9 protein-coding genes are annotated in these 12721 nt (G+C 64.6%); 5 read left to right on the top strand and 4 right to left on the bottom strand.

From position 1 onward, the window contains the following. The first annotated feature begins 23 nt into the window (after positions 1-23). The 5 genes from ACW7GZ_RS00740 (at position 24) to ACW7GZ_RS00720 (ending at position 8539) form a co-directional block, all read left to right on the top strand. Positions 24-1616, top strand: a complete 1593-nt coding sequence (locus ACW7GZ_RS00740; protein ID WP_457007324.1) for an alkaline phosphatase D family protein — start codon at positions 24-26, stop codon at positions 1614-1616. After that, positions 1613-2896 carry a ComEC/Rec2 family competence protein gene (locus tag ACW7GZ_RS00735; RefSeq protein WP_457007322.1) on the top strand — a complete coding sequence of 428 codons (1284 nt, stop codon included), beginning with the start codon at positions 1613-1615 and terminating at the stop codon, positions 2894-2896. Before ACW7GZ_RS00740 ends, ACW7GZ_RS00735 begins: the two co-directional genes overlap by 4 nt. A gap of 16 nt (positions 2897-2912) precedes the next feature. After that, complete coding sequence (locus ACW7GZ_RS00730; protein WP_457001784.1) at positions 2913-4223, top strand: hypothetical protein; 1311 nt, start codon at positions 2913-2915, stop codon at positions 4221-4223. Between the two features lie 150 nt (positions 4224-4373). Next, the gene (locus ACW7GZ_RS00725; RefSeq protein WP_457001786.1) at positions 4374-5471 is read left to right on the top strand and encodes an efflux RND transporter periplasmic adaptor subunit; all 1098 of its coding nucleotides are present in this window, start codon (positions 4374-4376) and stop codon (positions 5469-5471) included. Then, positions 5468-8539, top strand: a complete 3072-nt coding sequence (locus ACW7GZ_RS00720; protein ID WP_457007320.1) for an efflux RND transporter permease subunit — start codon at positions 5468-5470, stop codon at positions 8537-8539. The genes ACW7GZ_RS00725 and ACW7GZ_RS00720 overlap by 4 nt, the downstream gene beginning before the upstream one ends. Positions 8540-8653: 114 nt before the next feature. On the opposite strand, the gene ACW7GZ_RS00715 is transcribed toward ACW7GZ_RS00720, so the two are convergent. The 4 genes from ACW7GZ_RS00715 to ACW7GZ_RS00700 all read right to left on the bottom strand — a co-directional run bounded on the left by ACW7GZ_RS00715 (position 8654) and on the right by ACW7GZ_RS00700 (position 12685). Then, entirely contained in the window at positions 8654-9277 is a 624-nt protein-coding gene (locus ACW7GZ_RS00715) for an MAE_28990/MAE_18760 family HEPN-like nuclease (protein WP_457007318.1), read from the bottom strand. Then, the gene (locus ACW7GZ_RS00710) at positions 9261-10319 is read right to left on the bottom strand and encodes a DUF262 domain-containing protein (RefSeq protein WP_457007316.1); all 1059 of its coding nucleotides are present in this window, start codon (positions 10317-10319) and stop codon (positions 9261-9263) included. Before ACW7GZ_RS00710 ends, ACW7GZ_RS00715 begins: the two co-directional genes overlap by 17 nt. Before the next feature lie 145 nt (positions 10320-10464). Beyond that, a complete protein-coding gene (locus ACW7GZ_RS00705; RefSeq protein ID WP_457007314.1) occupies positions 10465-12306 on the bottom strand; it encodes a DNA/RNA helicase domain-containing protein in 1842 nt (613 codons plus the stop codon). A gap of 28 nt (positions 12307-12334) precedes the next feature. Further along, a complete protein-coding gene (locus tag ACW7GZ_RS00700) occupies positions 12335-12685 on the bottom strand; it encodes a nucleotide pyrophosphohydrolase (protein ID WP_457001795.1) in 351 nt (116 codons plus the stop codon). Positions 12686-12721 lie beyond the last annotated feature (36 nt).

Below are 12721 nucleotides of genomic sequence, written 5' to 3'. Positions count from 1 at the left end.
TCGTCGGAAGGCAGGGGCACCCCGTGCTCGATCGTCGCAAGTTCCTGATGGGCGCTGGTGGCCTGGTCCTGTTCGCGGGGCTCGGTCGCAGCGGTCACCTGTGGGCGGACCCGAAGTTCAGCGTCTACCCGTTCTCGCTGGGGGTCGCTTCGGGCGACCCCTGGCCGGACGGCTTCGTCATCTGGACGCGGCTCGCGCCGGAGCCGCTTGGCGAACATGGCGGCATGCCGATGCTGACGGTGCCGGTGCGATGGGAGGTGGCGGATGACCCGGCGTTCGCCCGCGTGGTAGCGCGGGGCGAGGCGCTTGCGCGGCCGGAGCTGGGCCACAGCGTGCACGTCGAGCTCGAAGGTCTCGCGCCCGCGCGCCCCTACTGGTACCGGTTCATCGTCGCAGGATCGGAGGCCAGCCCGGTCGGCGTGGCGCGGACGGCTCCCGCAGCCAATGACATGCCCGGACAGGTGCGCCTCGCCGTGGCCGGATGCCAGGCGTACTACCAGGGCTGGTTCGACGCGTATCGCCACCTGGGCAGGGAGCAGGACCTCGACGCGGTTTTCCACTACGGCGACTACATCTACGAGGGGCCGGCCGGCCGCCACAAGGACAGGTTCCCGACCTGGGACGCGGATGGCGGACTCGTGGCCGAGCGTGACCACGTTGGCGGCGAGATCCATTCGATCGACGACTATCGCCGGCGGTATGCGCTGTACAAGTCCGATCCCGACCTGCAGGCCGCGCACGCATCGGCGGCCTTCGTGATGTCGTTCGACGATCACGAGGTCGATAACGATTGGGGCGGCGCGTGGGACCAGGACGGTACGCCGCCCGAGGTCTTTGCGCTTCGCAAGTTCGCGGCCATGCAGGCCTGGTACGAGAACCTGCCGGTACGGAAGGCCCAGTTCCCGCGCGCGGATGGCGGCGCACGCCACTTTCGCCGCCTCGACTACGGACGGCTGCTGCGGATGCACGTGCTGGATACGCGAAGCCATCGCTCCAACCAGCGCTGCCTGGATCCGCGATCCGCGCGATGCAGGCATGAGGACGGCAAGCCGTCGAGCATCCTGGGTCAGGCACAGGAGGCCTGGTTGGATGAGGGACTGGGGACCGATGCGCGCTGGAACCTGATTGCCCAGCAGGTGTTCGTGATGCCGCTGAAGTCACGCAATGCCGATGGCAGCGAACAGCCATGGTTCCCGGACAAGTGGGAAGGCTACCCCGGCTCCACCAGCCGCATGATCGAGTCGATCACCGACAGGAAGCTGAGCAACGTCGTCATTGCCACCGGCGACGCGCACATGAACGCCATCGGTGAAGTGCCCCTGCGCAGCGACGAACCGGATGGCGCGGCGGCGGCAGTCGAGTTCCTGGCGACCTCGATCTCCTCCAACGGCGACGGCGCGATCGACTCGCCGAACGCCAAGCGGTTCCTGGACGGCGACAATCCGTTCCTGAAGATGGCGGACAATCTGCGCGGCTACCACACCTTCGATATCACGCCCCACGAATGGCGTGCGGAGGTGAAGGTGATGGACCAGGTGCAACGCAAGGGCGGCACGCTCCGCACCCGGGCGCGATTCGTGGTGACCCCGGACCGCGCGAAGTTGCACGAGGCATGAGCGCCGCCATCGCAACGCAGTGTCGGCGACTGCTACTGCTGTTGGCCGCTGCCCTGCTGGCCGTCGGCCATGCGCTGGCGCAGGCTGGCCCACCGGTCCCCGAGCTTGGCCTGCCGATGCCGCCATGGTCCAGGGGCGAGCTTGATATCCACCACATCAATACCGGTCGTGGTGAAGCGCAACTGCTCATCCTTCCCGATGCCACGAGCCTGCTGGTGGACACGAGCGGCAAGACTCTGGAGCTGCCCCCGTTCTCGCTGCCAACCAGGCCCGATGCTTCGCGTCCGCCCGGTGAATGGGTGGCACGGTACGTCGAGCGCGTGTTGCCGGGACCGGGGAAGGTGATCGACTACGCCGTGCTGAGCCACTTCCACGGCGACCACATGGGCGCGGTCGTTGCGGATTCGCCGGCATCGGGGCTCGGCGATTACCGGCTCAGCGGAATCACCGAGATCGCCGAACACCTGCCCATTGCCAGGATCATCGATCGGGGCTGGCCGGACTACGACTTCCCGGCGCCGATCGCGACGCCGACGATGGAGAACTATCGCCGGTTCCTGACATGGCAGGCCGCGAACCGCGGACTCCAGGTCGAGCGCTTTGAAGTCGGTCGCGCCGATCAGTTGAAGCTGCTGCGTGATGCCGGCGCCTGGCCGCAGTTCCAGATCCGCAACCTGTATGCGAACGGCGTCCTCTGGTCGGGTGTCGGCGAGGGCACGCGCGCCCTGTTCCCGCCCTTGGACAGCCTGGAGCCCGGCGACCGCCCGACCGAGAACACGTTGAGCATCGCGTTCCGCGTGACGTACGGCCAATTCGACTACTTCACCGGTGGCGATCTGTCGTCCATCGATGCAGAAACGGCGTTCTCGCCAGCGCCGTGGAAGGACGTGGAAACTCCGGTCGGGCAGGCCAGTGGCCCCGTGGACGTGATGAAGGCCAACCACCACGGCAGCTGGGATGCCAACAGCATTTCCTTCCTCGCTGCGCTGCGCCCGCGCGTCATCGTCGTCAGTGCGCGCGCCGAAGGGCATCCGGCGGTCAACGCCTGGAGGCGCATGACTTCGAAGAAGGCCTGGCCCGGCGAACGCGACATCTTCGTCACCAACGCATCCGAGGCGACGTTCCGGACCACGTATGGCCTGGACCAGGCCCGCAGCACCCGGGGCCACGTGGTGATCCGCGTGGCCGAAGGTGGCCACAGCTACCGCGTCTTCGTCCTGGACGATGAAGACGAACGGATGACCGTCAAGGCGGTGTCCGGCCCATACCCCGCACGCTGACAGAGATCGTTCCCACATGAATCCCACTGTTTTTATTTCGAGCAAGCTGCTGGCCGTCGCCCTGGCAGCGGGCATTTCGTCGCTTTCGGCCGCGCCGGCGCAGGCTTCCGGTTACAGCAATGGCGACTGCGGCACGTTCACTGTCGCGGTGATCCCGGACACCCAGAACTATGCCGACTACCGCCACCAGAAGTGGTCCGGATTCCCGTTCGACGGGATCGAGCAGTATTACGGGCAGATGCAGTACATCGCTGCGAACGCGCGGAGCAACGGCGGCGACATCGTGTTCGCCACCCACGTCGGTGACCTGTGGCAGCACTACTCGGAGTGGATGGACCCGGAGCACGAAGCCCGCGGCTTCAAATGGAAGCCGAACCTGCTCGGCTCGGACGTGGCGCGGTCGCCAAAGGTCCATGTGCGCGGCTACGAGATCCCCGCCGTTGCCCAGGGCTTTGGCCTCATCCAAGGCAGGCTCCCGTTCTCGGTGGTGCCCGGAAACCATGACTACGACGCGCTGTGGACCGATCCTGCGCAGCCCTCTTCAGTCGACCCGGAGACCGGCAAAGTGACAAACGGCGTTCGCCATGTTGGCGGACTGAGCGGCTACAAGACCGTGTTTTCCGACCAGTCGGTCTTCTTCAAGGACCAGCCCTGGTACGTGGGTTCACACGACGACGGTGCCGACAGCGCGCAGGTCTTCGCCGCGGGCGGGTGCAGGTTCCTGCACATCGGCCTCCAGTACCACGCTCCGGACTCGGCACTGGAATGGGCGGCGGACATCATCGCGCAGCATCCCGGCCTGCCGACCATCGTCACCACGCACGATTACCTGGACCGCAACGGCGAACGCAACGTGCGCTCGAATCCGCAGAACAGCGTGCTCGACCCCGAGGACAACAGCCCCGAGATGATCTGGGACGGATTCATCAGCCGGCACGACCAGGTGTTCATGGTTCTGAGCGGCCACATCGGCGGCCAGGGCTACAGCGTGGACCGCAACCGTAACGGGCGCGAAGTGCACCAGGTGATGGCCGACTACCAGAGCCGCGGCCAGACCATCAAGGATGCCGGCGGCACCGGCTCCCTCGGCGACGGCTGGATGCGCCTGCTCGATTTTGACCTGGACGGCCCGCAGCCGCAGGTACGCGTGCGCACGTACTCGACCCATTACGGCAAGCACGCCCACGAAATCCCGGAATACGCGAGCTGGTACAAATCGCGCGAAGGGCAGGCGCAGGTGGTCGATGCGGATTTCCTGGCGCGCGACGAGTTCATCATTCCACTGGCGGATTTCAAGCAGCGCTTCAGCGACCAGACCGCCGAGTGACGATGGTGCTGCGCGCGCCCACGGCGTGCGCAGCACCCCTGAACGCCCGCAGGCGGGTGGTGAGTCGCCTCGACATCCGGTCTTCCTCCATCACCCGTGGATTATCGGTACGCTGATATCTTGCCCGCCGTCCCGATACGAGCCCGTGAGATGCCGATCCATCTTCGACTGCTGGCACTTTCCAGCCTGCTTGCCCTGTCCGCCTGCGCCGACACCAGCGCGCCGGAGGCCACGCCCAGCCTGACCGTAACGCTTGCCACGCCACAGCATCGGGAGGTGGCGCGCGAGGTGGTGGCCTCGGGCGCCGTGGCGGCCTGGGAAGAGGTGTCGATCGGTGTGGAACTCTCCGGCCTGCGCGTGGCCAGCGTGGACGTGGAGGTCGGCAGCGTGGTGGCGCAGGGCGACGTGCTGCTGCGCGTGGACGATCGCACCATGGCGTCGCAGCTGGCCCAGGCCGACGCCCAGGTCAAGGAGGCCGCGACCAATCTCGAGACCACGCGCCGCAAGGCCGCGCGCGTGCGCGAGCTCGCCGATTCGCAGATGGTGTCGCTGCAGGATGCCGAAGAGGCCGAGGCCGCGCGTGACAACGCGCAGGCACGCCTCAACACGGCCATCGCCAGCCGCGATGCGGCGCGCGTGCAGCGCGACTTCACCGTGGTGCGCGCGCCGGTGGCCGGGGTGGTGTCGGCGCGCAGCGTGCAGCCAGGGCAGGTGGTGGGCGCCGGCGGCGAGCTGCTGCGCCTGATCCGCGACGGCCGCCTGGAGTGGCGCGCCGAGCTGGCCGAGGCCGACCTGATGCGCGTGGACGTGGGCACGCCGGTGCGGGTGGAGTCGGCGGCGGGGCTGGTGGACGGCACCGTCCGCCGCGTGTCGCCGGCGCTGGACGTGCAGAGCCGCACGGGCACGGTGTACGTGGACCTGCCCGAACCGGGCGCGCTGCGGGCCGGTATGTTCGCCCAGGGCCGGATCGCGCTCGGCCGGGTGCAGGCGCTGCTGGTGCCGCGCGATGCCGTGGTGCGCCGCGACGGCCGCGCCTATGTGTTCACCGTGGCCGACGGCGGCCGCGTGCGCGAGGTGGGCGTGGACGTGGGCGGCTCTCACGGCGACATGGTCGAAGTGCGAGAAGGCCTGGCGGAGTCCGACCGCGTGGTCGCGCGCGGCGCCGGCTTCCTCGGCGATGGTGATCTGGTGCGCGTGGTCAGCGAAGGCGAGGCCGATGCGGCCGCGCCGGGGCCTGACACCCGATGAACTTCTCCGCCTGGTCGATCAATCGCCCGCTGCCGGCGATCCTGGTCTTCATCCTGCTCACAGCCGCGGGCCTGGTCGCGTTCAACAAGCTTGCCGTGTCGCAGTTCCCGGACCTCACCGTGCCCGTGGTCAACGTGACCGTGGTCCTGCCGGGCGCAAGCCCCAGCACGCTGGAAACCCAGGTCACGCGCAAGGTCGAGGACGCCACCGCCAGCATCCCCGACCTGCGCAACATGGCGTCCATCGTCAACGAAGGCGTGTCGACCACCATCCTCACCTTCGAGATCGAGAAGGACGGCACGCTGGCCAAGGACGAGGTGCGCGACGCCATCGACCGCGTGCGCATCGACCTGCCGGCCGACGTCGAACCGCCGATCGTCTCGCTGGTCAACGTGACCGGCGGCGACATGCTGACCTATGCCGTCACCGCCGACGGCTGGAGCGACGAGGAGCTCAGCTGGTTCATCGATGACACCGTCTCCAAGCGGCTGTTTGCGGTGCCCGGCGTGGGCTCGGTACGGCGCATCGGCGGCGTCGACCGCGAGATCCGCGTGGCCCTGCGTCCGGAGGCGGTCCAGGGCTTCGGCGCCAGCCCGGCGCTGATCAGCCAGCAGCTCGCGCGCATCCAGCAGGAGCAGCCCGGTGGCCGCACCACGGTGGGCGGCAGCGAGCAGGCCGTGCGCACGCTGGGCACCGTCGACACCGCCGCGGACCTTGCGGATTTCCCCATTTCGATGCCCGACGGCCGCAGCGTGCGCCTCTCCACCCTGGCCACGGTGAGCGACGGCAGCGCCACCATCAGCCAGCGCACCACGCTTGATGGCCGGCCGGTGATCGGCTTCGCCGTGCAGCGCACCACCGGCACCAGCGAGGTCGACGTCGGCAACGCCGTGCGCGACAGCGTGGCGACGCTTCAGCAGGAGCAGCCGCGCGTGCGCATGGTGGAGGTGGCCTCCACCACCCAGGTGGCCGAGGACTCGTTCGAATCCTCGATGCACATGCTCTACGAGGGCTCGGCGCTCGCGGTGCTGGTGGTGTTCCTGTTCCTGCGCGACTTCCGCGCCACCTTCATCAGCGCCATCGCGCTGCCGCTGTCGATCATCCCGACGTTTGCGGTGATGTACTGGCTGGGCTTCAGCCTCAACATGATCACCCTGCTGGCGCTCGCCGTGGTGGTCGGCATCCTGGTGGACGATGCGATCGTGGAGGTCGAGAACATCGACCGCCACCTGCGCATGGGCAAGTCGCCGAAGCAGGCCGCGACCGAGGCCGCCGACGAGATCGGTCTCGCGGTGATCGCCACCTCGTGCACGCTGGCGGCGGTGTTCATCCCCGTGGCCTTCATGCCCGGCATCCCCGGCAAGTTCTTCCGCGAGTTCGGCTGGACCGCCGCCGCCGCGGTGATGTTCTCGCTGCTGGTGGCGCGCCTCATCACCCCGATGATGGCGGCCTACATGCTCAAGCCCATGCCCGAGCACAAGGGCGACTCGAAGCTGATGCAGTGGTACCTGCGCTTCGTCGACAACTCGCTGAAGCACCGCAACCGCACGCTGCTGATCGCGCTGGCGATCTTCATCGGCTCGCTGGCCCTGCTGCCGCTGCTCAAGGTCACCTTCATCCCGCCGACCGATGGCATCCAGAGCAACGTGCTGATCGAACTGCCGCCCGGCACCGCGCTCGCCACCACCGAAGCCGTGGCCGAGACCGCGCGCCAGCGCATCGCCGACATCCCCGAGATCGAGCACGTGTTCGTGACCGCCGGCAGCAACTCCGGCGCGAATGGTCCGGCCGGCGACCTCACCAGCGCCGAGCTGCGCAAGGCCACGCTCACCATCCGCTGGACCGACGACCGCGACCTCACCCAGTACGAGCTGGAAACGGTCGTGCGCGAGCGTCTGGCCGATCTTCCCGGCGTGCGCCTGAGCTTCCAGGGCGGCGAACCCGGCCGCGCGCTGCAACTGGTGCTGGCCGGCGACGACCCGGTGAAACTGGCCGCCACCGCACGCGACGTGGAGCGCGAGATCCGCCAGCTGCCGGGCCTCGGCACCGTCGGCTCATCGGCCTCCCTGGTGCGCCCGGAAGTGATCGTGCGCCCGGACCCCGCGCGTGCAGCGGACCTGGGCGTGTCCACCGCCGACATCGCCGCCGCCACCCGCGTGGCCACGCGCGGCGACTACGAGCAGTTCCTGGCCAAGCTTAACCTGCCCGAGCGCCAGGTGCCGATCCGCGTGCAGCTGGACGAACGCGCGCTGTCGGATCCCTCGCTGCTCGGCCAGCTGCGCGTGCCCACCGCCACCGGCGGCAGCGTGCCGCTGTCGTCCGTGGCCGAGATCACCACCGCCAGCGGCCCCTCGCAGATCGACCGCTTCGACCGCCGCCGCAACGTCACGATTACCGTGGACTTGAACGGCATGGCCATGGGTGAGGTGGAAGGCCAGATCGACGCGCTGCCTTCGCTGCAGAACCTCCCGCCCGGCGTGGACCGCCAGGCCGCCGGCGACAGCGAGATCTTCGAGGAGATGTTCAGCGGCTTCGCCATGGCCATGGTCGCAGGCATCTTCTGTGTCTACGGCGTGCTGCTGCTGCTGTTCAACCACGCCAGCCAGCCGATCACCATTCTGGTGGCGGTGCCGCTGGCGGCGGGCGGCGCATTTGGCGCGCTGCTGATCACCGGGCTGGATATTTCGCTGTCGGTGCTGATCGGGTTGATCCTGCTGATCGGCATCGCGGTGAAGAACTCGATCCTGCTGGTGGACTACGCGGTCATGGCCGAAGGGAAAGGCATGGGCCGGCACGAGGCGTTGATGGACGCCTGCCACAAGCGCGCGCGTCCGGTGATCATGACCACGATGGCGATGGGCGCCGGCATGATGCCGATCGCGCTGGGGCTGACTGCGGATGCGAGTTTCAGGATGCCGATGGCGGTGGCGGTGATCGGCGGGCTGATCACGTCGACGGTGCTGAGCCTGGTCGTGGTGCCGGCGGCGTTTACGCTGGTCGACGATGCCGAGGCGTGGGTGGTTGGAAGGCTCAAGCGGAGCGGCGCAGGGCGCGCCGCTGAGGCTTAGCGGATCTGATCGCCGACCATCTTCGGCCAATTCACCGCTGTAAAAAGAGTCCGATGCTAGGCGCCACTTGCTGGTAAGTGCTGGAAGGAATGCCTCAGTCCGATTGACTGACCTCTAACCAGCAGAACAGTTGATCAAGTACGCCTCTCGATCGAGAAAGTCGTCGATCTCCTCGCGAAAAATGTCCATAGCGGCAACAACTGAGGAAGCGTACGTTTCCACGTTTTCTTGAGAAAGCACGAAGCTATTTTCACCGTGCGCGATGCTGTTTCTTATGTGCACTAGTCGATCGATCTCGGCCGTAACGTTGCAAAAACGATTGAACTTAAAGCCATACATATCGCATATTTCGGCGAGTACATCACTCTTGAGATTCGACTTCGTATCAATTTTCTTTGCTATTCGCAGCGACGAACTCAATAGTGCTCGAAACTTCTCGATAAAAGCCGACCTTTGATCAAATGATTGTTTTCCGCTGAGGGTCCTGAATGTGTCACCCAAGCCAATAACCACCAGCCTCGTCTGAACAGCCGATGTCGCGAGATCCATCTTGTTCAGGTGTTCAATTAAGATTCGAAGCGAACTTACGACGAAGCCTTCCCAATGCGCGTAGATCATAGGAATGCATAGCCGGCACCATAGCCGTTCATCGACTCCGTTCTGGTTCGTACGTAGTTTCGCGAACTCGCCGTCCCGCCACTCGTTGGTAGAGAGGATTTCTTCAGTTACACGATGCATCGCCAAAGATCTCTGAGGCTCGATTCATGCGGTTCCGGATTCGGGTGTTGGAAAATGTGCTGGTGCCAATAGCTTGGTAGTTGGCATCTCCCAAGAGTTGCTCAATCTTTTCAGCAATTCGCTCCTCGTTGCCCGCAATGATTGGAAAAGCCTTGGGGACCGCGTATGCAAGTGAATCAAAAATATGCTGAGCGAAGTTGCCCTTAGGGCGGAATATTTGGCTGCCGTATCTTGCACTTAGGAGCTCAATGAAAGAAGTGAGATAGGACTTCTCAGCAGCGAGGTCGAGTTCAGTGACACCCATAGACACGGATCTCATGTACTCCGTGAGGAATTGTGGGACTGTCGTTCTAAACTCTCCTGCCAGGTGTTTGAAAGCGAAGAATCGCAAGGCCAATTCCTCTAAGAACATCTGTTCCTTCTTGGATTCGCTTGGCTTAATCAGGGTGCAGAACTTTTCGTCCGCCGCGATCTCCTTCAGGATCGCGTTCAAGTCGATTGGGTATGCTCTGAAAATACAGTTGCGAATTTCTTGGTCGGAGAGTGGGCTTGCGCCAGTGTTCAACCGATTGAATAGCTCATAGCGCACGTCTTCTGTGCTGTCCCAGCGAACAATCTCGACCCTACATACCGATCGCTTCAGCGTCGTTTTCAACTTGATCGGGATCGTGTCCTGCGTGTAACCAGCGAGCTCTGGAATCAACTCGCCTTCGGTCAGCGGAAAATTGTTCTTATCGGGCCTGCCTTCCAACAGCCCGAAGAAGGCAAAGACCGTCGAGATTCTTTGCAGTCCGTCAACTAGCTCCCATTTGCCATCCTGATCTTCTGCCACGAATATTGGTGGAATTGGGATTCCAAGCAGTACTGACTCAATGAATCTAGTTTGCTGGAATGGGTGCCAGCGAAAGACGCGTTGATACTCCGGAGTAATAAACAGGTCGCCGTCAGCGAACATGCTCATCAGCTCTCCAAACGACATGTCGAGGCGGTCTGTCTTTAGCGAGTTCCGTTTTCGCGTGATGGCTTGTTCGAGATTGCTCACGAAGTGCTTCCTGTTGTGTGTCGGTGTTTTGTTGTACGAAGTGGGCCTGAGTATAAATCTCTTTGCCGATCGCTTAGGCTTTTTAGGTTCTAGCGCCATCCGTAAGCGGTGGCTCGGTGGCTGCATTGCGTCGAGAGCTGTCGCCCTAGAGCAGGGGCCATTTGGCGATGTGGATGTAGCAACCCTTCATGCCTCTGCTCATCAGCGTTTTGTACGTATTGCGCACGATGAGTTCCAACCGCGCGCGCGTGGCATCCGGATTTTCCTTGAGTGCCTTCTTGTACCCGCGAACCGTACGGTCCATCGATGACCTTGCCTCAGGGAAGACGCTTGGCACACCATCGACCCACTGCAGATCTGGTCCGATGATCACGCCGACATAGTCCAGTTCCAGCCCTTGGCAGGTGTGGATACAGCCAACCTCCTCCACGGAGTCCGGTGCCACGATCCAGAGGCTTCCATCCTTGTCCAGGTTCCATCTCGCCCTGTAGCTGAACTCGGGGAACTCGATATCCCAAGCATCCGGGTTCTTCTTGCTCTTCCAGTCCCAGCAATACCCCGCGACTACGCGCGCCTTATTGTTGAGCTTGTTCTTCTCTCGTATCAGCTCATGCAGCTCGACGGGTGAGTCAACAATGCGGAAGTCGAACGCGTCGCGGTCGAAGTCGGTGTTGGCGCTCTCGCGGATTCCCAGGAAGTTGTCCAACCAGGCGATGTATCCGTCCGAGCCTCCGCAGCGGAACTGCGACGCCAGCTCCAGCCGGGTGACCTCCGCCCCCTTCTCCAGCGCCCAGCGCTCCAGCTCGGCGATGCGGCCGATGTCTGACAGCGTCACGACCTGATCGTCATCAGCAAAGAACACCGTGCAGCGGGCGCTGCGGATCAGCTCCATGATCTGGTTCTGGCCGAGGTTGCCGTACAGGCCGCTCTTCTCGTTGAGGCGGTGCGCCTCGTCCACAACCAAGGTGTCGAAGGTGTTGGCTTGCGCTTCGTGGAAGGCGCCCGAGCCTCCGAACAGGTTGCCGATCTCGACGCGGCGCAGCGTTCCTGCCAGCTTCTGCGCATAGACCGCCCGCGGCGCGGCGTTCTTGGACACGTACTTGGCCAGCTGCCCGCGCTTGGTCAGCTCGACCAGCAGGTTCACCGCCACCACCGACTTGCCGGTGCCCGGACCACCCTGGACGATCACCACCTGCTTGCGCGCGTCGTTGGCCTGTTGGGCCTTGGCGAGGCAGGTCTCGTAGACCACCTTCTGGTCGTCCACCAGCACGAACTCGCGGTTGCCCTTGAGCATCTTCGCAAGGCTGTCGGCCAGCATCTTCGATGGGCGGATTCGGCCTTCGGCGATCTCGTACAGCAGCTTGCCGCGGTCGCCCTTGCGCACGTGCTGCTTGATGAAGGCGCGCAGCTTTTCCAGCTCGTCCGTACCGTCGAGGAAGACCGGCGCTTTTTCCAAGTAGGCCGTGTAGTGCGGATGGCGGATGACGCCGTCATCCTTGTAGTTGTGCAGATAGGCGCAGGGCCGCAGCTCGGTGCCGGATTCGTACACGGCCTCGTTGAAGCCGTTAAGCAGCGCGGCGTATGACCACGCTTGATAACTGGGATGGGGACCTTCGATCTCGGCCTTGCCACCGCGGTTGGCGATGATGATCCCGTCCTTCTCGCTGATGCGCGAGTTGGACCACTGCTTCAGCTCGACGATAACCAGGTGCGGCGTGTCGTCATCGGCGGCGCCTGAGATCACGAAGTCGATTCGCTTGGCGGTCTGGGCGATGCCGAACTCGATGCCCACGCCGATGTCGTCCGGAATCTCGCGGTCGCGCAGCACGCGCGCCATGGCGGCCAGTGAATGGCGCCACGATCTGAACTCGCCCTGTGAGACGTAGCGCCCGACTTTCTTGACGAACGCCCGCTGCACCTCGTCCTCGATCTGCGCGTGATCGTTGTCGTGCAGGAATCGTTGCTTGGTTGCCTGGTAGACGATCACGACAGCCTCCCTCCGTCGTTCGCGGGGTTCAGAGCTCGGTGTATTTCCGGCTCGTGCCCCTGGCCTTGTCGGCGGGGTAGCGCTCGGCATTCAGCGCGAGCTTCTGGCGGGCGGCGTCCAGCGGGTCGATGCCAAGCCGGTCGGACAGCTGCAGCAGGTACAGCAGCACGTCGGCGATCTCGTGCGCGACTTCCTGGCGGCGGGCGTCATCGAGGTTCCGGCTCTGCTCGTCGGTCAGCCACTGGAAGTGCTCCAGCACTTCCGCGGCCTCGATGGACAGGGAAACGGCCAGGTTCTTTGGCGAATGGAACTGGCCCCAGTCGCGCTCCTCGGCGAAGCGGCGCAACGCGGCCTGCAGTTCCTCGATCTGGTGTGCCATGCATTCCCCCTGGTCGGGTCGAGTATAGGGGCGGTA

It is taken from the genome of Luteimonas sp. A537 (genome assembly GCF_054052065.1).
This window is presented reverse-complemented; position numbering and strand designations above follow the sequence as displayed.

What these genes read in the sequence shown, in the direction of transcription:
- ACW7GZ_RS00735 (WP_457007322.1), top strand. Translation starts at nt 1,613, where the DNA reads ATGAGCGCCGCCATCGCAACGCAGTGTCGGCGACTGCTACTGCTGTTG.
- ACW7GZ_RS00730 (WP_457001784.1), top strand. Translation starts at nt 2,913, where the DNA reads ATGAATCCCACTGTTTTTATTTCGAGCAAGCTGCTGGCCGTCGCCCTG.
- ACW7GZ_RS00725 (WP_457001786.1), top strand. Translation starts at nt 4,374, where the DNA reads ATGCCGATCCATCTTCGACTGCTGGCACTTTCCAGCCTGCTTGCCCTG.
- ACW7GZ_RS00720 (WP_457007320.1), top strand. Translation starts at nt 5,468, where the DNA reads ATGAACTTCTCCGCCTGGTCGATCAATCGCCCGCTGCCGGCGATCCTG.
- ACW7GZ_RS00715 (WP_457007318.1), bottom strand. Translation starts at nt 9,277, where the DNA reads ATGCATCGTGTAACTGAAGAAATCCTCTCTACCAACGAGTGGCGGGAC.
- ACW7GZ_RS00700 (WP_457001795.1), bottom strand. Translation starts at nt 12,685, where the DNA reads ATGGCACACCAGATCGAGGAACTGCAGGCCGCGTTGCGCCGCTTCGCC.